This is a genomic window from Algoriphagus mannitolivorans DSM 15301, assembly GCF_000429425.1.
GTDB lineage: Bacteria > Bacteroidota > Bacteroidia > Cytophagales > Cyclobacteriaceae > Algoriphagus > Algoriphagus mannitolivorans.
On record NZ_KE386903.1, the window covers coordinates 7,071 to 28,587 of the forward strand.

Below are 21,517 nucleotides of genomic sequence, written 5' to 3' on the forward strand. Positions count from 1 at the left end.
CAATTCCTTAGATATGTAATAACCCATCCTAAGATCCTCCCTCGCTTTTTTCCTTGGTACTTTTGAAGGCCAAAAGTACCCAAAAGCCTTGGCCCAAGCCTAGACTTCAAATCGGCAAGCTTTCATTCCAAATTAGACCTTGGTTCGATTTGATTTTTGAGGTTCAATTCTTTCTAAAAATGGCCGGATCTCCCTCGCCCACTCGGGAGCTAGGCCATTTTCTTCACGAAAGAATTTTCACCTCAAAAACCGTCTATGCTTCAGGGCCGGCCTTCCAAACAAACTCCCTCCTATTTGAATGCTAAGATTTGAAAACGTGTGCGGTAGGAGGATTTGGCCGCGAGGTGTGGGTATGCCCTGCGCGGGGAACCCCGATCGCTATCGGGGCACATCTTGTCCCGATACCTATCGGGATGGGTACTTTTTTATCAAGAAAAAAGTACCGTGAGAAAAGCCTAAAGTATTTTCCCTCAAGGCCAATGGGGGAAAATTCCCTTGGCCTCAAAGCAACAGAATACCTATCTAATCAGAATTTACCTCCCTTCAAGCTCTGGTTTTAAAAGCAGAAAGATTTTACAATTCCTCTGTGACCTCTGTGGTTAAAAAAAACAGATATCATGACCCTCTAACAAAAAGATCCCTAAAACATTTCCAATCCCTCTAAGCTCTTTTCCAAGGGGTATTTGCGCCTAATGGGACTTTACCCCTTTTTATTAAGCTCCTTTATTTCTCGTACTCAATCTTCCTGATTTTCCAGGTCATCTGCATGACGGGAGTTTGGACCAGCACTTCGTCGCCTACTTCTTTTTTCAGCAGGGCCTGAGCCATAGGAGAATCGATGGAGATGTAATCCCTGCGTTCGATGATCTCCTCTCCTCCCACGATGCGGATGCGGATCTTATGTCCTTTGGCATTCTCGATCTCCACCCATGCTCCAAAAAGCACTTTTCCCTCCTGAAAGGGAGCATAAGAAATTACCTTCAGGTCATCGATGCATTTTCGCAGGTAGTGGACCCGTTTGTCAATTTCCCTTAATCTTTTTTTGTTGTAATGGTAATCGGCGTTTTCCGAGCGATCTCCCAAACTTGCCGCCCAGGCTACTTTTTGGGTAATTTCCGGGCGCTCCACCTTCCAGAGATGATCGAGTTCGGCCTTGAGCTTTACCAATCCTTCTGGAGTAATCCACATCGTTTTCATTTCGGTAATTCGGGTTGTATGGGCGAAAGGGTTTCTTGACTTTTTCTTAGAATAAGTCTGGAACCCAATTCCAAAAAAAGGGCAAATGTGTCAAATTCCCAATCGAAATTCCTATTTGCCTTTTGCTTCTTGCCTCTTGCCATTTACCTCTTCCCTATTGAAGAATAAATCCACTCAACTGGATTTGTAATCCACCCTAAAAAGTCTAATTTCCGCCGCATTCTTAAAAATTCCCCGATAATTATTCAGCTTGGGAATAACCCTGTCCGTTATTGCCTATTACATAGCCTAGAGAAAAGATGTTTTTATTTACCTATTTCCTGCTCTACTTTCTGCTTGTGTTTGTAGTAAGATCTGTTCTACTTTGGAAAAAGACAGGGATTAACCCATTGACTTTCAACAAGACTGATGATGCCCATGGATTCAACGGGAAGGTATTTACCGTAATTTCAATTATAGAACTGCTTGTTGTGGGGATATATGCCTTTCAGCCAGATTGGTATCAATACCTGCTTCCTTTTTGGTATTTGGAAAACCCCATCCTTCAAAAAATCGGATGGGGCCTCCTTATTTTATCCTTAGTGGTCGTTTGGATAGCCCAAACCCATATGGCAAATTCCTGGAGAATAGGCATTGACGAGTCCAACAAAGCAGAATTGGTAACCCATGGACTGTTCTCCGTTTCCAGAAATCCCATTTTTCTGGGGATTATGATCGCCAACATTGGGCTTTTTATGGTCATCCCGAATGCTTTTACCCTATTGATAATTTCACTGTCCACCATCAGCATCAACACCCAAATACGACTTGAAGAAGTTTTCCTAAAACAAGAATTTGGAAAAGATTACGAGGCATATTCCCAAAAAGTCAGGAGGTGGATCTAAAAATATTTCCGCACATTATTACTCTAAGGTTTAACAAGCTTGACTTTTGACAGTTCAAAAGCCATTTTTTTTCCCTAATCGCTTGCTGTCTCGAGAGAAATTAATCCCTCTCCAATTCTAACTATTAAGAATCAACGAAAAATCAACTAACCAAACCCCTTACCAGATAAGGAGAAGTTTGGGTCCCGGAAGAGTTATTCCCATAAACCCTTTGGTTGCTGTTTTGGGTTAATCTATTTGCTTTTTGCCTTTTGCTTATTGCCCATTGCCCTTTCCTCATTGCTCATTGCCATTTGCTCATTGCCCTTTGCTCTTTGCCTTTGCCTCAATCCCAACGAATTTTACCCATAGGATTATGCACGAATGAAGCCTAAATTGATATATGGGAAAATTGAAAATATTAATCATTGGCGCAAGTGGAAAAACCGGCATTGAACTGGTCAAACAAGGACTCGAAAGAGGCCATGAAGTCACAGCTTTGGTTCGAAATCCGGCTGATTTTAAATTGTCAGATCCCAGGTTGAAAGTCCTCCAAGGGAATGTCCTAGACCCCGAGAGCCTTCAAAGGGCAATTTCCGGTCAAGATGCCATACTTTCAGCTTTGGGACACAAACGATTTATTATCCCCAGTAGCATCCTGTCCGAAGGAACAAAAAACATGATCCAAGCCATGGAGAAAAGTCAAGTCAAGCGGCTGGTTTGCATCACTTCTTTGGGAGTCAATGACAGCAGATTTAAGCTTGGACTTTACTACACCCTTTTTACCATTCCTTTTATCCTTCTTTTTTACTTTTTGGATAAAGCCAAGCAAGAAAAGCTGATCATGAACAGCGATTTGGACTGGACCATTGTTCGCCCAGGCCAACTCACCAATGGGAAAAAACGAGCCAAGATCCATCATGGCACCCATGTGGGCAACTATATCCTCACCAAAATGATTTCCAGAGCCAGCGTGGCAAATTTCATGTTAAACCAATTAGAGGATGATTTTTATCTGAAAAAAGCGGTTGGAATCATAAACTAGAACCGCCAGCTATTCTATTTCTTCCAAGGAAAACCCTCGAATTGGTGCTGCCTGCCAGATACAATCCTATCATTTGCACATTTGCCTTTTTCCCTTTGCGTCTCCCCGTCTTTGCGAGAAATGACTTGTCCTGGAATGAGTTTACGCAATGTAAACTTCAATGAAACGACAAAAAGAAAAAAAGGCACGAGGAATTGGATCCTTGAGTTGGGCAGAACGAGAAGAAATGATCAAGGAGTATCTTTCTGGAAATTACTCTAAAGTTGAAATTTGGAGGAAGTATACCGGTCAAACTGTAGAACACGGGAAAATGCTTCACTGGATGCGGATGTTAGGTTATTCTGATCGAATCGAAAATCCAATTAAAAGACGATTATCTTTAGATTCTACTAAACAAGAACGATCAGTTTTGGCTACCGACGACAATCCGCAGGATCCCAAAGACCTTCAAAAACGCATTAAAGAACTGGAGCGTCAGCTTGAGAATGCCCAGCTGAAAGCCGAAGGCTATGAGCTGATGATCGAAATTGCAGAAAAGGAATTGAAAATTCCGATCAGAAAAAAGTCCGACACCAAGTAATTACCACCTTAAAGGAAAGGCATCAGCGACAGGCTCTGAGTCGTTTATGTTTATTATTTGGTATGACCAGACAGGCTTATTACCAGCACTATTGGCAAAAAGAAGAAACCAGCTTTGAGCAGGAGCTGGTGATCAAAGAAGTGTTACGAATCAGAAAAACCCATAAAAAAATGGGTTGCCGTAAGCTTCTGGTGAAGCTGGAAGTCTTCATGTTCGATCACCAGATCAAGATGGGTAGAGATGGGTTGTTTGATCTTTTGGCAGCAAATCAGTTGTTGATTCGCCGCCGAAACAGACGGGTAACTACAACTTATTCAAGTCATTGGCTTCGAAAATATCCCAATCTGATCCGTGAGTTTGTTGCTGATGGAATCCATCAGTTATGGGTTAGCGACATTACTTATTGGGGGTTTAAGGATAAGTTTCTATACATCAGTTTTGTAACCGATGTGTTCTCACATAAAATTATAGGCTACCATCTGAGTGAATCGCTGGAAGCTGAATCATCCATCCATGCCCTTCAAATGGCTTTGGATCAGTTAAAAAAACCAGTAGAAGGCTTGATCCATCATTCAGATCGAGGAATTCAATATTGCTGTAAAGAGTATGTCAAGCTATTACAGGACAATAGTATAGCGATTAGTATGACCGAAAACGGAGATCCGTTAGAAAACGCATTGGCTGAACGAATCAATGGAATTATAAAAGGAGAATACCTGGATTGCTATGAAGTGAATTCCATTCAAGAAGCCAAGGAGTTGCTTTCCCAAGTGGTCAACCTCTACAACCGAGAAAGACCTCACATGAGTATAGGCAACAAAACACCTGAAGAAGTCCACCAAACCAATCAAAAATCAGATCGATTGTGGAAAAACTATTATCCCAAAAACCGTACACTTGTAAACCAATAAAAGGACTAAGAGAAATAGTAAATCAGTATCAGGATTTAAACACTAACCTGTAAACTATTTTCAGGACGAGTCAAAATTAACCAATCCCCCTTACCCCTTTCCTGAAAGAGGGAGTTTGAGGCGTTGAATAATCTTGCCAATAAATCCCTTGGTAAAAACGATTTTGGCTTGATCTATTTGCCATTTGCCTTTTGCACTTTGTCCCTTGCGCCTTTTGCTCTTTGCAAGAAAAGCAATCCCTATGTGCCAATGTGGTTCAATTCTCTTTTTCCCTTTGCCTTTTGCTTTTTGCCACTGGTATCTTTGGTAATTGCACCCAGACTTTAGGTTAAGGAATATTTAAACCTGAAAAAGTATTTTTCGTTAGTCCTGAAAAAAAAACATAATGAGGAGCTTATTTATACTTTTTTTACTTGGTCTTTTATTCTCCTGTACAGAGAAAGCAGAAGATACCCGCAGTGATAAATTTCTTATTCAAACTCTGACCAGTGAGCCATGGAAGCTCGAGCTTTTCAAGGAAAATGGACTAGACCGAGTTGGGCCTTTCGAAGATGTCAATTTTGTTTTTCTGTCCATAGGTCGGGTAGAAGTCTACCGAGGCACCCAATTGCTGGGAGAAGGTACTTGGAAGACCAAAACAGCCAATCAGCGTGTAGAATTTGAACTTTCCTTTGGGGACAACCCAAACTTCATGGAACTCAATGGAGAATATTACCAGACTTTTTTAACCAACAGCAGGCTTATGTTCAGGGAAATCAATGTAAAAACAGACAAACAAATCAGTTTTAAACGCTTGTAATAACCGTCGCCCCCTAAGCTCCTTTCCTGAAAGGGGGAGTTTGAGGCGTTGAATAATCTTGCCAATAAATCCCTTGGTAAACACGTTTTTGGCTTGATCTATTTGCACTTTTCCTCTTGCACTTTGCCTTTTGCACCTTGTCATCTTTGCGAGAGAAGCAATCCCTATGTGCCAATGTGGTTCAATTCTCTTTTTTCAATTGCTTTTGCCCAAATCCCTCATTACCTCAAAATACCCTAAATAGGGTATTTCTAGGAATTCAAAAATCAGGTTTATTGGGATTCCCATTTTTTAAAAGGGAACAAAAACATCAACCTAAACAACCCAAACTATGCAAGAACAAAACTTCACCGATTCCTCTGAGCAAATCTCCAAACCTGACTTAGTCATCCCGAGAACCTCTCTTTACCTACTGATGGAAACCGCCAAATGGGGGAAATTCCTTTCCATTGTGGGGTTTGTATTTGTGGGAATAGTCTTGATCATGGCCTTCGGTTTTGGGTATATTTTTAATCAAATCCAGTCAGAATTGGCTCAAAGTACGCCTGTGCCCCTAGGTCCTATGATGACGGGAATTTACCTTTTGATGGCTGTCCTTTATTTTTTCCCATGCTTATACCTTTATCGGTATTCCCGAAAAACCAAAACTGCGGTACTAGAGAGGGATCAAATTCAATTAACCGAAGCTTTAGCAAATCAAAAGTCACTTTATAAATTCATGGGAATCCTGACTATAGTCGGATTGTGCTTTTATGCTTTTATTTTCCTGTTTGCCGCAGCCGGAGCCATGATTTCGTAATTCTCTAAATTGATTAGAAATCCCCATTGAAATCATTCCCCTTTTGATTTCAAAGAATATTTATGGACAGGGTTTAAAACTCCTTTAACTCGTAAGAACATCTTCCTAAATTGAAAACTTCAATCGTCTTTTCAGTTTCTTGATTTTTCCAAAAGGGGAATAGAAGAGCAATTCAATGTTTTATCCATCTAATTTTTCACACCAATGCAAATAAGCCTTGACCGGAAAAAATTTATTCCAGATCCAACCCATCCAACTATCTTTCCTTGGGAAGATGTCATGGATTGTTTTGATCAATCTTTAAAAAATGAGGATTTCGAACATCATCAAAAATGTCCAAAATGCAATCGTCCGGCTGAATACCTAGCCTGGATTGAGTTCTGTAGTCCTAAATGGACCTGGGAAAATCTATGTGGAAGAAAAGGTCCACTATCCATCTGCCCCGATTGTAAAATTCAGGTGAGTTTTTGGTCCACCATAATCAGTTGAAAGCTTTTCGATAAAACTAAAAAAGCGGCCCGATTTCGAGCCGCTTTCCATTTTTTATGAGGATTGGATTATTTCAAATCAAATCTATCCAAATTCATCACCTTGTTCCAGGCTTTGACAAAGTCTTTCACAAACTTCGCCTTGCCGTCCTCGCAGCCATATACTTCGGCATAGGCTCTCAGCTCGGAGTTGGAACCAAAGATCAAATCAGCGCGAGTTGCAGTCCACTTAGGCTCTCCGGTTCTACGGTCGCTTCCTACAAATACATTCTGCTGATCGGAAGTGGCTCTCCAAGTAGTACTCATGTCCAGTAGATTCACAAAGAAGTCATTGGTCAATTTACCAGGAGTCGAAGTAAAGACACCATGCTTAGAACCATCCCAGTTGGCACCCAAAGCTCTCATCCCTCCAACCAGAACTGTCATTTCCGGAGCGGTCAGGGTCATCAGCTGGGCTTTGTCCACCAATGCTTCTTCGGCCTTCACTTCACAATCTGCACTCACATAATTTCTAAATCCATCTGCCCAAGGCTTTAGGAATTCGAAAGAGTCGATCTCGGTCTCATCCTGAGCTGCATCTGCACGTCCAGGGGTAAATGGCACAGAAATATCAAAACCGGCATCTTTAGCGGCTTTTTCTACTGCTGCACAACCTCCCAAGACGATCAAATCAGCCATAGAAACTTTCTTACCACCTGAAGCATTGCTGTTGAATTCACCCTGAATACTTGTCAAAATGCCCAATACTTTGGACAATTGGGCTGGATTGTTCACTTCCCAATGCTTCTGAGGCTCCAATCGGATTCTCGCTCCATTTGCGCCACCTCGGAAGTCAGAACCTCTGAAAGTTGAAGCAGACGCCCAAGCGGTAGTTACTAATTCAGAAACGGTCAATCCTGAAGCCAGGATGTTGGCTTTCAGTCCTGCGATATCTTTTTCATCTACCAAAGGATGTGTTACTGCCGGAATTGGATCCTGCCAGATCAAGTCCTCAGCTGGTACTTCAGGTCCCAGGTAGCGGGACTTAGGTCCCATATCCCGGTGTGTTAGTTTAAACCAAGCTCTTGCAAATGCATCGGCAAACTCATCCGGATTTTCGTAGAATCTTCTGGATACTTTTTCATACTCAGGATCAAATCTCATGGACAAATCCGTGGTCAGCATGAAAGGCTTGTGAAACTTACCTGGAATGTGCGCATCAGGAATGATAGCTTCAGCATCCTTTGCTACCCACTGATGAGCTCCTGCCGGGCTTTTGGTCAACTCCCACTCGTATTCGAAAAGGAACTTGAAGTAATCATGTCCCCACTTCGCAGGAGTAGAAGTCCAAGCGCCTTCCAACCCAGAGGTAATGGTGTCGGCACCATTTCCTTTTCCATAGGAATTGTTCCAACCCATACTCATGTATTCAATGGAAGCAGCAGCTGGCTCAACACCCACGAATTTCTCAGGATCAGCAGCTCCGTGTGTTTTTCCGAAGGTATGACCACCGGCTATCAAGGCAACGGTTTCGTAGTCATTCATAGCCATTCGGCCAAAAGTCTCACGGATAGCTTTAGCCGCCAAAAGCGGATCTGGCACCTTATTAGGTCCTTCCGGATTCACATAGATCAAACCCATTTCTGTAGCTCCAAGAGGATTTTCCAAAGCCTCTGGGCTCCTGTGGGCAGTCCATTCTTTTTCCGAACCCCAATAAATATCCTGTTCTGGTTCCCAGATATCTGCTCTACCTCCACCGAAACCAAAAGTCTTGAAGCCCATGGATTCCAAAGCAACGTTACCGGTCAGGATCATCAAGTCAGCCCAGGAAAGTTTCTTCCCATATTTTTGTTTGACTGGCCATAGCAGGAGTCGAGCCTTGTCTAGATTGGCATTATCAGGCCAGGAGTTCAAAGGAGCAAAACGCTGGTTGCCTGTACCTCCTCCACCACGTCCATCCTGAACACGGTAGGTTCCGGCACTATGCCATGCCATTCGGATCATAAACGGACCGTAGTGTCCATAATCTGCAGGCCACCAATCCTGAGAGGTAGTCAATGCTTTTTCAATATCAGCCTTTACTTCTTTCAAGTCCAGAGACTGGAATTCTTTTGCATAATCAAATCCCTCATCCATAGGGTCGGAAAGAGAGGAGTGCTGGCGAAGAATATTGATGTTCAGCTGATTAGGCCACCAATCTACATTTTGAGTGCCTTTGCCTGCGGCGGCCGACATCGAGCCATTGTGGAAAGGACATTTGCTGATGTCTCCACTTTTCATATCATGATTTTCCATATGCTGTTTTGTTAGTATTAAATTCAACAACACTAATTTACCAAAAAGAAACTGTATTTAATTTTTTTTCCGATAGATAAAACCTATGACCCTTTCTTATTCTAGGAAAAAATTGGTTTCTAAAAAGAAAAAACCTCATTCCTGATAGGTGGAGTGAGGTTAAAGTTTGGATAGATAAAAATCCCTGATCAAAATCACCTATTAATTAAAGGTAAAGGATCCAGAAAAAAACCAGAATTCCAAAAGCCATCCCTAGGATAAAAACCATGTAGGCTTTATTCAAAAGGGAATATTTTCGGTTTAGTATTTTCCCCTGGTAATAAAGAGAAATGGACATCTGATCCATGATATCTTTTTTATCATTGAGGAGTCGATGTGTTTCTTCGAGAAATTCTTCCATGGAATAATATTCTGTGGACCCAAAAAACAGCACACTGAATTTGGGCTTTTCCCCCGGATTTTTGGGCTTGCCCAGAATTTTTGGCCTTGCTACCTGCACCGCCAGAATAGTGGAAGAGATGATAATTGCCAAAAACAACAGGATAGGAATCAAAACTTCAAAATTATCGACTTGGATTTGGGAGGAAATGCTCCCATAACTCACCAAAGCGATCATGGAAGAAATGACCAGCGCATTGATGCTGATGATAATATTGGCTTTATTATCAGCGATCTGCAGCAGATTGGCGGAATTTTGAAAAGCCACTCTGTAAAAGGTCTGCCTTTCCCTAGAGGTTTTATCCTTTGGTTCCTTGAAAATATTCTCTTCTGTCATTGGTTGCATGGCTGATTTGAAGTTAATTATTTTTTTGGAATGGAGGTATTCTAATCACCAGTAGATTGGAAGGCTCTTTTAAGCTTCTCTTTCCAAAATCAACCTTTTGTCTATCAAAAACCCGATCTTTGAAAAAAAACATCCTTTTATGAGTAACAATGATCTCCTCAAAACGCTTCGATATACATTTGATTTCAATGACTTTGTCATGATCGAAATATTTGGTCTTGGAGGTCTCGAGACTACCCGCGAAGAAGTCAGCAATTGGTTAAAAAAAGAAGATGATGAAGCGTTCAAGCCCATTTACGACAAGCAATTGGCTTCATTTTTAAACGGGCTGATCATTTTGAAAAGAGGAAAAAAGGATGACAACATCCCGGCAGCCGAAAAATCCCTGAATAACAACCTGATTCTTCGAAAACTCAAAATCGCTCTGAATTTTAAAGAAGAGGATATGTTGGAGGTATTCGCCTTAAGAAGTTTCAGAATCAGCAGACATGAATTGAGTGCCTTTTTCCGCAATCCTTCTCAACCCCAGTATCGGGTTTGCAAGGATCAAATTCTACGCAATTTCCTCATGGGCTTGCAGCAGAAGTTTCGTCCAAGTGCTTGAGAAACCCCATTCGTAGATCAAATTCAGGGTTTGGGCGATTTTAAGTTTTATTTTTCCTGAAATGCCCTAACTTTTAATTAACCAAAAAAGCCAAATCATGGAAAAACTCAAAAAAGAAGATATCCCTCAGGGAGCTTTTGATCTATACGATTACTACTGTCACAATCGATTGGACAGAAGAACTTTTGTCGAGAAGCTTTCTGCCTATGCCGTTGGAGGGATCACCGTCACTGCGCTGATGAGTTCGATGATGCCTGATTATGTCAACACCCGAACCATCGAACCCACGGATGAGCGGCTGCAAAGCTCGGATTATGTCATGTACAATTCCCCCAAGGGTGGTGGACAAATCAAAGGATTGTTATCAAAGCCGGCTGGTTCAGGAAAATTCCCCGGGATTGTTGTGGTACATGAAAACCGTGGATTAAATCCTTACATCGAAGATGTAGGAAGACGATGCGCTGCTGCCGGGTTTATTTCCATTGCTCCGGATGCCCTGACTCCTTTGGGAGGTTATCCGGGAAATGACGACGAGGGACGAGCTATGCAGTCCAAAAGAGGCCGAGATGAGATGCTCGAAGATTTTATAGCTGCATTTGAGTATTTGAAAAACCATCCGGATTGCGACGGAAATGTCGGGGTGGTTGGATTCTGCTTCGGAGGATGGATTTCCAACATGATGGCGGTAAGAATTCCAGATCTGAAAGCCGCTGTACCCTTCTATGGTGGACAGCCCGATGCGGCAGATGTTCCTAAAATCAATGCTCCTCTCCTAGTAATCTATGGAGAACTGGACGAAAGAGTCAATGCAGGCTGGCCGGCCTATGAAGCCGCACTCAAGGCAAATGGTAAAAAATATGAAATGATCAATTATCCGGGAGTGAACCATGGCTTTCACAACAATACCACACCGAGGTATGATGAAAAAGCTGCCACACAGGCTTGGGATAAGACCATAGCTTTTTTCAAGGCAAATCTCAAATAAAGAAAGGGGCTTCGGCCCTTTTCCTTTGATATCCCCATTTTATTCTTCAGTTCTGCAGGTCTAAATCATTTATTTTTTGGGAAAAGAAGAGTAGATTAGGAAATCACCTAAAAGACCCAAAGCCAATTTTGGAAACTTTACTGATCGATTTAGACTCTTTTTCACTGTCTCAGAGAGACTTCTTTATCCGTTTGGCGGTCGCATTGGGAATCGGAGCCGTCATAGGTCTGGAAAGACAATACAGTGCGATGAATGAAAACTCCACAGGATTTTCTGGAATCAGAACTTTTGTCATTCTTACCCTGATGGGCTTTACGTCCGGAATATTTTACCACCTTTTCTCGATTTGGATTTACGCCGCCATCCTTCTTGGAATCATGGCATTGATCGCATCCTCTTATTGGTACACTGCCAGTCAGGGGGATCGGGGCTTGACGACCGAGTTGACCTCGATTTTTGCATTTTTGATGGGAACCCTGGTCTTGCATGGCTATGTAGAAATCTGTCTGACTGTGACGGTGATTCTGGTGGTTGTACTTTCATCAAAGTTTAGATTGAAGGCGATCGTTGGCAAGATTACCCCCACAGAGCTTTATGATTTCATCCTTTTTGTAGTTTTGGCGCTTTTGGTTTTGCCTTTTCTACCCAATCAGACATTTGGACCTGCGCCCTTTGACGTCATCAATCCCCGGGAGATCGGCTGGGTCATTATTCTGACATCCGGATTGGGGCTATTAGGCCACATTCTGATCAAGTTTCTAGGGGCAAACAGTGGGATATTACTAAGCGGAATACTGGGTGGTTTGGTATCAAGCACTGCGGTAACTTGGATTTTTTCCAAAAAAAGCAAAGAAAACAAAAGCCTATCCTCCCAATGCGCAACAGCTATCCTTGCGGCATCCTCGATCATGTTTTTCCGGGTATTGATCTGGACCTTTATATTCAACGCTAATCTATTCACCAACCTACTGCCTGCCTTGGTCTTTATCCTAGGCTCCGGTATGGGTATCACATTTTACATTTATAAGAAAAAATACGCCACCGAAATCAAGGACGCTGAAATACCACTTGGCAAGCCCATGGATCTCAAAGGAGCATTAGTCTTCGGTTTGATCTATGTTGCCATTTTACTGATCGTCAGTTATGCCAATCAAAATCTCGGCACAGCCGGAACATTGATATCCAGTGCCATTGCCGGCCTATCGGATGTGGATGCCATCACGATATCAGCCTCTAAACTCGCCGAGGTCAAGCTCGATATCAACACGGCTTCCCTCGCGATCCTAATCGCTGTGATGACCAATACTCTTGTAAAACTTGGCATTGCCAGTTACGCGGGATCCAAAGAGCTTAGAAAGCTCCTGTTTCTCGGCTACGGCGTTCTCCTTGTATCTTCCCTAATTTCCATCTTACTCTTACTCTAAATTCTATGCCCTCCCACAAAACCAGCTTTCAGTTTATCAGCGAACCCGGAGACGTCAATTTTGGCGGAAAAGTCCATGGAGGCACTGTCATGAAATGGATCGATCAGGCTGCCTATACCTGCGCTAGAAACTGGGCAGAAAGCTATTGTGTCACGGTCTATGTGGGTGGAATCCGATTTTATAAGCCCATAGGGATTGGAGAATTGATCAAAATTGACAGTCAGGTGATCGTCACCGGTAGCTCCAGTATCCATATCATGGTGGAAGTCTATTCCAGAACCTTTGAGCAAAAGAAATTCGAGAAAAAGACTCACTGCATCATCATTTTTGTAGCCGTGGATCAGGAAGGAAATCCCAAGAAAGTTCGTCCCTGGGTACCAAAAACTGACCAGGAGAAAAAGCTGGAAGAATATGCTCTGAAGCTCAAAAAGCTACGGGAGGATATCCATGAGGAAATGAGGCCGTTTTTTAATGAATAAAAAAAGCCACTCGAAAGCGGCTTTGAAAAAGATTCAGATTGAATCTACCAGGTTGTATGTTTTAGGCTTGGAAATGCTCGTATTACATCACTTAAACTAATCTGACCCACGAGTCTTCCTTCTTTGAGCACCGGAAATCTTCTAATCTGATAATCCAGAAATTTTTGTGCGGCATCAAACAAGGAAATATCCGGGCTGAGAGTAATCACATCTTTGGTCATCAGCTCCTCCACCCGGGCAGGGAATCTCACTGTATTGGTGTATTTTCCTTTGATAATCTCTTTAAGACAATCCACTTCTGAAATGATTCCAACCAATGCTCCCGATTCATCCACAACGGGAGCACCAGAAATTTTTCTCTTGGTCAACTCCTCCATTACTTGGTCTATGGTCTGTGAAGGACGGAATGTCACGAGCTTTGTGCTCATGTGATCTTTTACCAAAATGGGTTGAACTTTAGACTTTGGTTCGACTACTCGAACACCTTGAAAACTTTTTACCATAGCATATATATTTAAAATCAGAATATATAAGCTACTGAAAAAAGCTAAAAAATAAAATTTAAATCACATAAAATTATCTAATTCAATTCTTTATTTCTTATTTATATCAAATTACGAAATTTTATTTCTTAGTATTTTTCAATATCAAAAAGGGCTTCCAGTTTTCACGAGGTGCTTGATAAAGTTGGTTAAACTCAAAACCACCAATAACCAGGTCCAAATCTCCATCTAAATCCAAATCTCCTTTGGTAATGGTCAACCAATGAAATTCAGCATTCTGAGCCAAAGAATAGGGCCGGAATCCGCCCGAAGTGTTTTCAAAATACACCAAGTCTTGCCGTGGCTTTTGCATAGGATCAGGAAAAAACGAAATCACAACCAAATCCTGGTCTCCATCCTGATCAAAGTCTCCTATTTCTAATCCGCTAGCTCCATACATGGGGTAAAACCAGTGCTCTTCAAATTTCCCTTTCCCATCATTTTTAAAAATCCTAACCCCATGGTAGTACTTCAGGATTTGAGACTGATCTGCGTTGTCCCCATTCACCAATACAATGTCTTTGAATCCATCTCCGTCCATGTCTTCAAACTTGAAATCACTGGATCCAAAAGCAGGCTGAAAAGCCAGCAAAGTCTCTTCCCGGAACTTCCCTTCTCCTTGGTTTTCAAAAAGTAAAATGGATTCTTTGGCCTGAGTCATTTGAACCAGAATATCCAGATCCCTGTCCTGATCAAAATCCACTGCTATAGATCGGCGTGCCCCCGGATCTTTTTTTAGATCTATTTCTGAATACCCCTGTGAACCGCTCAGAAACAAGCTGAATTTCCCTAGGTGATTCCCAAATTGAGCAACCGCGAAATCTTCCTTTCCATCTTTGTTCCAATCCGCTACCTCCACATGCACGGGACGCATCATATTGGATATGACTGGTTGAGAGTCCCATTTAATTCCTTTTTTCTGGAAGAGGGACAAAGTTCCCAAGGAATCATTGGCTGGATCCATTAGGCCCATGGTCAGCAATTGGAAGGAATTTTGGTCTTTCCAGAGTAATTCAGCTGGAGCTACATCAGTGGGGATTGAGTCCAATTGTCGAAAGTTGTTTTTCGGATCTAAAACAAACAATGCCCTGAATCTATGTCCCAACCACAAATGCCCCGTTTCAGGGTGGATTTTGAGCATCGTGGTCAAGCTTGGCCGGATAAATTCGAAAGAAGGAATTTGAACTTCAAATCCTGGTATCCCGGGAATCGGATTTAATTTTTTCTCCTGTGGAAGGGGATTTTCAGGGGCATTTTCAAGGTAATAAGCCACCAGCTTTTCCCAGTTTTCCCGGGAAATCATCTGAGTTTTGGAATAAATTCCTTCCGGAACTCCTTCGTCTTCTGGCAAGGTGGTGCCGAAATCCTCGGGAAGGTATAGCCCCATCCGCTTTCGCATATCCGGAAGAAGCTTTTCCCAGGTTTTCTTATCCAAAACCTGTGGCTCGGGCTTTACATGGCATGCTGCACAGTAGCCATTGGCCAACTGCTCCCCACTCAGATTGAGGTCAGACTGGGAAAGTTGGTACAAGCTCGGAGGGGGCTGCTTTCGCTCTCCGATCTGTCCACATCCTGCCAAAGACAGGAAGGCGAGCACTTTCCAAATTCTCCTCATCCTTTTGCTTACAATACTTGCTTAAAACCTTGGACCAATTCTGGATCTACACCCAGATGCTGGGAAAAATCTACAGGCTGGCCCGAGAAGTTCAGATCCGGATTGATGTATTCATTAGTGGAAGGCTTGGTCATCTTGCAGGAAGAATGCACTTCCTGAAGAAAACCTGTCTTTTTCAGCACTGGGATGTGTTCTGCTTTAGTCCCTCCTCCTGGCATAATAATGATACGATCCTGTGCTTTTTCCAATAAAGATAAAACTGTCTCCATTCCCTCAGAAAGAGAATTCTTACCTCCAGAAGTCAGGATTCTCTGAAATCCCAAGTCAATGATTTTCTCCAAAGAATCATGTAAATCTGCCGAAGCGTCAATGGCCCTATGGAAAGTACATGGCTTATCATTTGCAGCTCGAAGCAGCATTTTATTAGCCGATTCATTGACTTTTCCCTTCTCATCCAACACTCCAAACACAAACCCATCCGCACCCAACTCCGCCAGGAGCTGAATGTCCTGCTTCATGACAATGAGTTCCTTTTGAGAATAGACGAAATCACCTCCTCTGGGACGGATCATCACAAAAACAGGAATATCCACCTCACTCTTTAGAAAGCGAAGCATACCAGCGCTGGGAGTCTCGCCTCCTTCAGGAAAATTGGCACAAAGCTCCAATCGGTCTATCCCGTATTGAGCAGCTTCCAAGGCTCCCTGAAGGCTGAAAACCGGGGCTTCTAATAGAATGCGACTCATGGAGTAAAATGACTTTTGGAATCAATCAACACATTTCCTTGGGAAGTAGCCTGGGCATAATTGAACCCCGGGTGAACGGCATACGCACCGACTTCTCCATATTTATTGATCGCCAGGAAACCTGCCTGAATGTCATTGATCCCCTTGTTTTTGGCCACCAATCGCTTGACAGCTTCTTCACAAGCCTCTTGGGGAGTCCGTCCCTGACGCATAAGTTCAACAATCAAAAAGCTCCCACAGATCCGGATGATGGATTCCCCCAACCCGGTTGCAGTTGCTGCCCCTACTTCATCATCCACGAATAAACCTGCACCGATAATCGGACTGTCTCCGACCCTTCCGTGCATCTTGTAAGCCAAGCCACTGGTCGTGCAGCTACCTGCGAGTTTACCATTGGCATCAATTCCGATCATTCCAATGGTGTCGTGATTTTCGATATTGATAATCGGCTTGTATTGGCTGGTAACCTTCCATTTGTCATAAGCTTCTTGGGCTTTTGGACTTAGCTTTTCCTCTTCCATCGGAAATCCCTCCGCGATGGCAAACTGCCTAGCACCCTCTCCCACCAGCATGACATGGGGAGTTTTTTCCATCACCGCACGGGCCAAAGAAATCGGATGCTTCACTTGTCTTACAAAAGCAACCGTTCCACAAGAACCATCTCCTGTCATAATCGAGGCATCCAAAGTAGTAATCCCTTCCCGATCCGGAAGTCCTTGAAGACCTACTGATAGGTTTTCCATGTCCAACTCCGTATTGCGTACTCCAGCTTCCACCGCATCGAGAATACTCCCTGTTTCCTGCAATTTGGCCCAAGCATCTGCATTCGCCGGGATGCCATGATTCCAAGTGGACAAAATCAGGGGTTTCTCACCGGAGGTATTTTCTTTTGGAGAAACTTGAGCACAAGAGGCCGCCACGCCGGGCAAAAATAAGGCAGAGCCCATTAGGGATTGCTTGATAAACTTTCTTCTTTGGGACATGAAATGTATTTTAGAAACTGGCTTTCAAATTATGACATTTGGCCCAGAATCCCCCATCCTTTTATCCAAAAACCCATGAGACCCTACATCCTGAAAGAAGCAAATTGGAAAGATCTAAAAACCTTCCGATACGATTTGGCAATTCTGCCTTGGGGGGCAACTGAAGCCCATAATTACCATATGCCTTATGGTACAGATATCTATGAAGCCGATTACATCAGCGCAGAAGGTGCTCGAAAGGCCTGGGAAAAAGGAAACAAAGTGGTGGTCATGCCCACGATTCCTTTTGGAGTCAATACTGGCCAAAGCGATATTTATTTGGACATCAATCTCAACCCGAGCACTCAACTGATCATTTTACAGGATATCCTGGAAGTCCTCAATCGCCAGGGCTTGAAGAAATTTTTGATAGTCAACAGCCATGGAGGCAATAATTTCCAGCCCATGCTTCGGGAATTGGGACTGAAATTCCCGGACATGATGCTCTTCACTTGCAACTGGTTCCAAGCCTTGGATAAAAGTCAATATTTTGAGGAGTCAGGAGATCATGCTGATGAAATGGAAACTGCCCTGATCCAGTTTTTTCATCCAGAATTAGTACTTCCCTTGGACCAAGCTGGAGATGGAGCTGAAAAAAAATCAGTGATCAAAGGAATCCGCGAAAAATGGGCTTGGGCAGAACGAAAATGGTCTCAAGTCACCGAAGACACCGGAATTGGCAATCCAAAAAAAGCCTCCCCTGAAAAAGGGAGGCGATATTTTGAGGATGTCACAGACAAATTAGTTGAGCTGATTGAGGACATTTGCCAAGCCAAACCGGGGGAACTTTACCGGTAATCAGTTTCGGGTTAAAATCTCCAAAGGAACCGTTTCTCCTTTATAATTAATCATATTGGCAGAGACGGCGTCCTTGGGTATTGTTATTTCCCGGGATGATTGAGAACCAAAACCTGAACCGATTCCCAAATCAAATCTCTGGAATTTTCCTCCCGGTAGCTCCACCAATACCGCCATCGCATCTTGAGGAAAGGAAAATACCTTGGTTTCGGCTAATTTGGATTGAAAAGCCAAGAGCTTGCCACGGTTTTGGGAAGCAAAGAAAATCGGAGCTCCTTGAGCTGGAGAGAGTTTTACCAAGGCTTTGGCATCTCCAGGAACTATAAATCCACTTTCTCTTGGATTGACTGCCTTGAACCCTCCTTTTCCATCTCCTAAAAACACTCCTCCTACAGAGGCATCCAATCGACCGATAAATATTTCGTTCCCATAGTTGTTTCCAACCAAAAGAATGTCGGAGAATCCATCACCATTCAGGTCATCGGTCACGATCCCATTAACTGGTGCTAGCTGAGCCAATGTCGGTAATTCATGGACTTTAAACTTGCCATCACCCAAGTTTTCCACCCAGACGCTCCGATCAAAATTACCGGTCAGGATCAGGGCATCTTGCTTTTCTTCCTCCTTAAATAAGGATTGCTCAGTAGTCAAAGCATAGTATTTGTACCGCTCAAACTTCCTTCTGAACAAAGTACTTTGCCCATACAAATCATCCCAAAAATGACTTGGGAAGGATTGATAGGTTCCTCCGATTCGGTCTTTGTAATAGGCAAAAGTCACCGGATCAATACTGCCGTTGTTATCAAAATCCTTGGCATAAATTTTCACCGGTCTATCAAAAGTCGGGTGATGGGCATTGTTTGCCCCGATATTTCCGACCACCCAATCCGTATCTCCGTCTTGGTCAAAATCCGCTGTGGCAATGGAGTTCCACCACCCCAGGTAATTTTCCAAGCCAGTATCCTTCAATTTTTCGAACCGGTCACCTTTATTTTCAAAAACGGTGATGGCCATCAATTCTCCTACCACGACGAGATCAACCTTGCCGTCTTTATTCACATCTGTCCAGACTGCATCGCTGATCATCCCCATATTTTCAAGTTCGGGTATCCAGTTTTTTGTGACATCGACCAAGCTCCCATTTTCATTTTTATAAAGGAAACTCAAATCCGGGTAAGGAAATTTCGTCACTGGGGTTCTACCTCCAACGAATAGATCCACAAATCCATCCCCATCAAAATCGGCTCCTCTGACTACACTTCCGTTGGACTTTTCGGGAGAAAAGGACTCCATCAAGCTGAAGTTTCCTTTCCCATCATTTAGAAAAATCCTGTCCGCATATTCGACTGAATTGGGAGCAAACTCGGCACTTCCACTGACCAGATAAAGATCTTGATCTCCGTCATTATCCAGATCAAAAAGCAGGATACCGGACTCCTCAAACGAATTCGGGTACCCGGGAATCAGTTCTTTCTGAGAAAAGGTACCAGTAGCGGACTGAAGAAATACTTGTGGGTTTTGCCCAGAGGAAGAACCTACAATTAAATCTTCGAGTCCATCCCCATTGACATCCCCGACAGCTAAAGCAGGTCCGTATTGTGATAATTTATGGGGAAGGGTGCGCTGTACATTGTAGTCAATTTTATCTTCCTCCAAATGGGTAAAATCTATTCCCAATTGCCCGGAAACTTCGGCAAAGAAGGCCTGAGAGTTATCAAGATTTAATATTGCTACGGAATTGGAACCAGCCTTCGCTTCTGCATAGGAAATTTTCATTATCTGATTCGCAGCAACGTCTTGGAGTACATTCTCTTTCCCATCCGGCCAGATTACTTTTAGCTCTTTGACGGCGGTATTTTCTCCCAACCCAAAATGAAGTACATCTTCAATGGAGGACATATAGCCCCGAATCACCTGCATTTCCTGGAAAAGAAGCTGATTTTCACCGAATTTGAGCAAAACCTTGGCCCCTAAACCACTAGGATTTGAGGATTTTCCCTGCAGTTGGACGCGGAGATAATTAGGCTTTTCTTTTTGTTGATTCAGCGTGTTTTCAAACACAAAGGCCGGATCATTGATATTATTGACTACATAATCCAAATCTCCGTCCAGATCCAAATCTACCAAAGCAGAGCCGTTGCTGAAGGAAGGCACATTCAATCCCCATTTTTCGCCACTATCCTCAAAAGTCAGATCTCCTTTATTGCGGTAAGAGTAGTTCGGGATTTTGACGATTGGAATGGAGTCCAATAATTGCCGAACAGTAGCAATACTGCCCACATCAGCCCGATAGTTTGCAAAATCCTTATCGGTGATATCTCTTGGGAATCCATTGGTGATCAATAAATCTCGAAGTCCATCATTATCCACGTCTCCAAACAAAGGTGCCCAGCTCCAGTCAGTTTGGTACACCCCGGACATCAGCCCAATTTCGCTGAAGGGTATTCCCGGTCCATTATTCAAATGAACCATATTCCGAACATATTGATACTCGTATCCGAATTGCTCGTTATTGAGATAAGTCTGGTATATATTTTTTCCGATGGTGGTCTTTTTTCGATAATTGTCTTCTCCGAGCATATCGATCGTGATCAGATCTGGTAGTGCATCGTTGTTGAAGTCAGAAATATCAGAACCCATCGAAAACTGGCTTTGGTGCCGAAGATTTTCTTTGGTTTTGTTGGAAAAAGTTCCGTCCTGATTATTGATGTACAGGATATCATTGGTAATGTAGTCGTTGCTGACATGGATATCCGGCCAGCCGTCATTATTCATGTCTGAAAAAGCAAGGCCAAGTCCAAACCCTTCAAAAGTTATCCCGGCCTCAAGGGTTACATTGGTGAAAGTCCCATCACCGTTATTTCTATACAAAGCATCGTTATTAACAGCCGAACCATCGGTGACTTTTTCCCTGAAATTTGTGGGCTTGGCGGTTACTTGTTCATTGTTTAACACGTACAGGTCCAAATCTCCATCCAGATCGTAATCAAAAAAACCTGCTCCCATGGCATTACCTGGATCGGCAATTCCGTAGGCTTCTGCCATTTCCTTGAAAGTCACTGAGCCATCTGCTCCAAGGCCTTGATTGACAAAAAGAAGGTTATTTCTTTCTCCGGGACCTTTTTTCATAGCTGCTGCCACATATAAGTCCGGAAGGCCATCCTCATTGATGTCCACCACGGCCACTCCGGTACACCAGCGATTCTCAGCCATAATTCCAGATGACTCAGAAATATCCTTGAATTTGAAATCACCTTGATTTAGGTATAGGCGGTTTGGAACTTGATTTCCTGTAAAAAAGAGATCTGGTAGTCCATTTTGGTCAAAATCCGCAACAGCTACTCCTCCCCCGTTGAAGATGTATTCATCGGTCAAAATATTAAAGGAATCGGATTCAATGATCTGATTGTTGAAATCAATCCCGGTTTCATCGGAGGATCTCAACTGGAATAGACGCTCATCCTTTTTACAGGACGAAAGCAAAATTAAGAATAGGGTAAGACTAGGTAATAGGTAAGACTTCATAGGTAATTTGGGTGGGTATAGGAAATTGAAAAATACT

19 protein-coding genes are annotated in these 21,517 nt (G+C 43.0%); 11 read left to right on the top strand and 8 right to left on the bottom strand.

The window, feature by feature from the left end; all coding sequences use genetic code 11:
- Positions 1 to 723: 723 nt before the first annotated feature.
- Positions 724 to 1,197 carry a transcription elongation factor GreB gene (gene greB / locus G458_RS0119260; protein ID WP_026953351.1) on the bottom strand — a complete coding sequence of 158 codons (474 nt, stop codon included), beginning with the start codon at positions 1,195 to 1,197 and terminating at the stop codon, positions 724 to 726.
- A gap of 299 nt (positions 1,198 to 1,496) precedes the next feature.
- On the opposite strand from greB, the gene G458_RS0119270 reads away from it, so the two are divergent.
- The 6 genes from G458_RS0119270 to G458_RS21210 all read left to right on the top strand — a co-directional run bounded on the left by G458_RS0119270 (position 1,497) and on the right by G458_RS21210 (position 6,194).
- Positions 1,497 to 2,081, top strand: coding sequence for a methyltransferase family protein (locus G458_RS0119270; RefSeq protein WP_026953352.1), 585 nt, complete (start codon positions 1,497 to 1,499; stop codon positions 2,079 to 2,081).
- A gap of 382 nt (positions 2,082 to 2,463) precedes the next feature.
- On the top strand, positions 2,464 to 3,105 hold the full coding sequence (locus tag G458_RS0119280; RefSeq protein WP_051287465.1) for an NAD(P)-dependent oxidoreductase: 642 nt from the start codon (positions 2,464 to 2,466) through the stop codon (positions 3,103 to 3,105).
- Positions 3,106 to 3,265: 160 nt separating this feature from the next.
- Complete coding sequence (locus tag G458_RS0119285; protein WP_026953354.1) at positions 3,266 to 3,685, top strand: hypothetical protein; 420 nt, start codon at positions 3,266 to 3,268, stop codon at positions 3,683 to 3,685.
- A gap of 35 nt (positions 3,686 to 3,720) precedes the next feature.
- A complete protein-coding gene (locus G458_RS0119290) occupies positions 3,721 to 4,596 on the top strand; it encodes an IS3 family transposase (RefSeq protein ID WP_026953355.1) in 876 nt (291 codons plus the stop codon).
- A gap of 385 nt (positions 4,597 to 4,981) precedes the next feature.
- Positions 4,982 to 5,395, top strand: a complete 414-nt coding sequence (locus G458_RS0119300) for a hypothetical protein (protein WP_026953357.1) — start codon at positions 4,982 to 4,984, stop codon at positions 5,393 to 5,395.
- A gap of 331 nt (positions 5,396 to 5,726) precedes the next feature.
- A complete protein-coding gene (locus tag G458_RS21210) occupies positions 5,727 to 6,194 on the top strand; it encodes a DUF5362 family protein (RefSeq protein ID WP_051287467.1) in 468 nt (155 codons plus the stop codon).
- Between the two features lie 557 nt (positions 6,195 to 6,751).
- Here the strand turns inward: G458_RS21210 and katG are convergent.
- Together katG and G458_RS0119325 are read right to left on the bottom strand one after the other, a co-directional pair.
- On the bottom strand, positions 6,752 to 8,956 hold the full coding sequence (gene katG, locus G458_RS0119320) for a catalase/peroxidase HPI (protein ID WP_026953359.1): 2,205 nt from the start codon (positions 8,954 to 8,956) through the stop codon (positions 6,752 to 6,754).
- A 205-nt stretch (positions 8,957 to 9,161) separates the two neighbouring features.
- Positions 9,162 to 9,740 carry a Pycsar system effector family protein gene (locus G458_RS0119325; RefSeq protein WP_245579302.1) on the bottom strand — a complete coding sequence of 193 codons (579 nt, stop codon included), beginning with the start codon at positions 9,738 to 9,740 and terminating at the stop codon, positions 9,162 to 9,164.
- A 139-nt stretch (positions 9,741 to 9,879) separates the two neighbouring features.
- Here G458_RS0119325 and G458_RS0119330 point away from each other — a divergent pair, with 139 nt between their 5' ends.
- From G458_RS0119330 to G458_RS0119345, 4 genes are all read left to right on the top strand, one after another.
- The gene (locus tag G458_RS0119330) at positions 9,880 to 10,344 is read left to right on the top strand and encodes a YehS family protein (RefSeq protein ID WP_026953361.1); all 465 of its coding nucleotides are present in this window, start codon (positions 9,880 to 9,882) and stop codon (positions 10,342 to 10,344) included.
- Between the two features lie 97 nt (positions 10,345 to 10,441).
- A complete protein-coding gene (locus G458_RS0119335) occupies positions 10,442 to 11,329 on the top strand; it encodes a dienelactone hydrolase family protein (RefSeq protein WP_026953362.1) in 888 nt (295 codons plus the stop codon).
- A 128-nt stretch (positions 11,330 to 11,457) separates the two neighbouring features.
- A complete protein-coding gene (locus tag G458_RS0119340; RefSeq protein WP_051287469.1) occupies positions 11,458 to 12,753 on the top strand; it encodes an MgtC/SapB family protein in 1,296 nt (431 codons plus the stop codon).
- 5 nt (positions 12,754 to 12,758) lie between these two features.
- Entirely contained in the window at positions 12,759 to 13,232 is a 474-nt protein-coding gene (locus tag G458_RS0119345; protein WP_026953364.1) for an acyl-CoA thioesterase, read from the top strand.
- A gap of 44 nt (positions 13,233 to 13,276) precedes the next feature.
- Here G458_RS0119345 and G458_RS0119350 read toward each other — a convergent pair whose 3' ends face one another.
- The 4 genes from G458_RS0119350 to G458_RS0119365 all read right to left on the bottom strand — a co-directional run bounded on the left by G458_RS0119350 (position 13,277) and on the right by G458_RS0119365 (position 17,118).
- On the bottom strand, positions 13,277 to 13,735 hold the full coding sequence (locus G458_RS0119350) for a CBS domain-containing protein (protein ID WP_026953365.1): 459 nt from the start codon (positions 13,733 to 13,735) through the stop codon (positions 13,277 to 13,279).
- Positions 13,736 to 13,856: 121 nt separating this feature from the next.
- The gene (locus G458_RS0119355) at positions 13,857 to 15,389 is read right to left on the bottom strand and encodes an FG-GAP repeat domain-containing protein (protein WP_051287471.1); all 1,533 of its coding nucleotides are present in this window, start codon (positions 15,387 to 15,389) and stop codon (positions 13,857 to 13,859) included.
- An 8-nt stretch (positions 15,390 to 15,397) separates the two neighbouring features.
- Positions 15,398 to 16,135, bottom strand: a complete 738-nt coding sequence (locus tag G458_RS0119360) for a copper homeostasis protein CutC (RefSeq protein WP_026953367.1) — start codon at positions 16,133 to 16,135, stop codon at positions 15,398 to 15,400.
- On the bottom strand, positions 16,132 to 17,118 hold the full coding sequence (locus G458_RS0119365) for an isoaspartyl peptidase/L-asparaginase family protein (protein ID WP_026953368.1): 987 nt from the start codon (positions 17,116 to 17,118) through the stop codon (positions 16,132 to 16,134). The genes G458_RS0119360 and G458_RS0119365 overlap by 4 nt, the downstream gene beginning before the upstream one ends.
- Before the next feature lie 75 nt (positions 17,119 to 17,193).
- Between G458_RS0119365 and G458_RS0119370 the strand changes: the two genes are divergently transcribed.
- Positions 17,194 to 17,955, top strand: a complete 762-nt coding sequence (locus tag G458_RS0119370; protein ID WP_026953369.1) for a creatininase family protein — start codon at positions 17,194 to 17,196, stop codon at positions 17,953 to 17,955.
- On the opposite strand, the gene G458_RS0119375 is transcribed toward G458_RS0119370, so the two are convergent.
- A complete protein-coding gene (locus G458_RS0119375) occupies positions 17,956 to 21,480 on the bottom strand; it encodes a VCBS repeat-containing protein (RefSeq protein ID WP_026953370.1) in 3,525 nt (1,174 codons plus the stop codon).
- Positions 21,481 to 21,517: the final 37 nt, after the last annotated feature.

Bases quoted from the DNA above. Each gene is read 5' to 3' on its own strand.
- greB (WP_026953351.1), bottom strand. From the start codon at position 1,197: ATGAAAACGATGTGGATTACTCCAGAAGGATTGGTAAAGCTCAAGGCC.
- G458_RS0119270 (WP_026953352.1), top strand. From the start codon at position 1,497: ATGTTTTTATTTACCTATTTCCTGCTCTACTTTCTGCTTGTGTTTGTA.
- G458_RS0119280 (WP_051287465.1), top strand. From the start codon at position 2,464: ATGGGAAAATTGAAAATATTAATCATTGGCGCAAGTGGAAAAACCGGC.
- G458_RS0119285 (WP_026953354.1), top strand. From the start codon at position 3,266: ATGAAACGACAAAAAGAAAAAAAGGCACGAGGAATTGGATCCTTGAGT.
- G458_RS0119300 (WP_026953357.1), top strand. From the start codon at position 4,982: ATGAGGAGCTTATTTATACTTTTTTTACTTGGTCTTTTATTCTCCTGT.
- G458_RS21210 (WP_051287467.1), top strand. From the start codon at position 5,727: ATGCAAGAACAAAACTTCACCGATTCCTCTGAGCAAATCTCCAAACCT.
- katG (WP_026953359.1), bottom strand. From the start codon at position 8,956: ATGGAAAATCATGATATGAAAAGTGGAGACATCAGCAAATGTCCTTTC.
- G458_RS0119325 (WP_245579302.1), bottom strand. From the start codon at position 9,740: ATGCAACCAATGACAGAAGAGAATATTTTCAAGGAACCAAAGGATAAA.
- G458_RS0119330 (WP_026953361.1), top strand. From the start codon at position 9,880: ATGAGTAACAATGATCTCCTCAAAACGCTTCGATATACATTTGATTTC.
- G458_RS0119335 (WP_026953362.1), top strand. From the start codon at position 10,442: ATGGAAAAACTCAAAAAAGAAGATATCCCTCAGGGAGCTTTTGATCTA.
- G458_RS0119345 (WP_026953364.1), top strand. From the start codon at position 12,759: ATGCCCTCCCACAAAACCAGCTTTCAGTTTATCAGCGAACCCGGAGAC.
- G458_RS0119350 (WP_026953365.1), bottom strand. From the start codon at position 13,735: ATGGTAAAAAGTTTTCAAGGTGTTCGAGTAGTCGAACCAAAGTCTAAA.
- G458_RS0119355 (WP_051287471.1), bottom strand. From the start codon at position 15,389: ATGAGGAGAATTTGGAAAGTGCTCGCCTTCCTGTCTTTGGCAGGATGT.
- G458_RS0119360 (WP_026953367.1), bottom strand. From the start codon at position 16,135: ATGAGTCGCATTCTATTAGAAGCCCCGGTTTTCAGCCTTCAGGGAGCC.
- G458_RS0119365 (WP_026953368.1), bottom strand. From the start codon at position 17,118: ATGTCCCAAAGAAGAAAGTTTATCAAGCAATCCCTAATGGGCTCTGCC.
- G458_RS0119370 (WP_026953369.1), top strand. From the start codon at position 17,194: ATGAGACCCTACATCCTGAAAGAAGCAAATTGGAAAGATCTAAAAACC.
- G458_RS0119375 (WP_026953370.1), bottom strand. From the start codon at position 21,480: ATGAAGTCTTACCTATTACCTAGTCTTACCCTATTCTTAATTTTGCTT.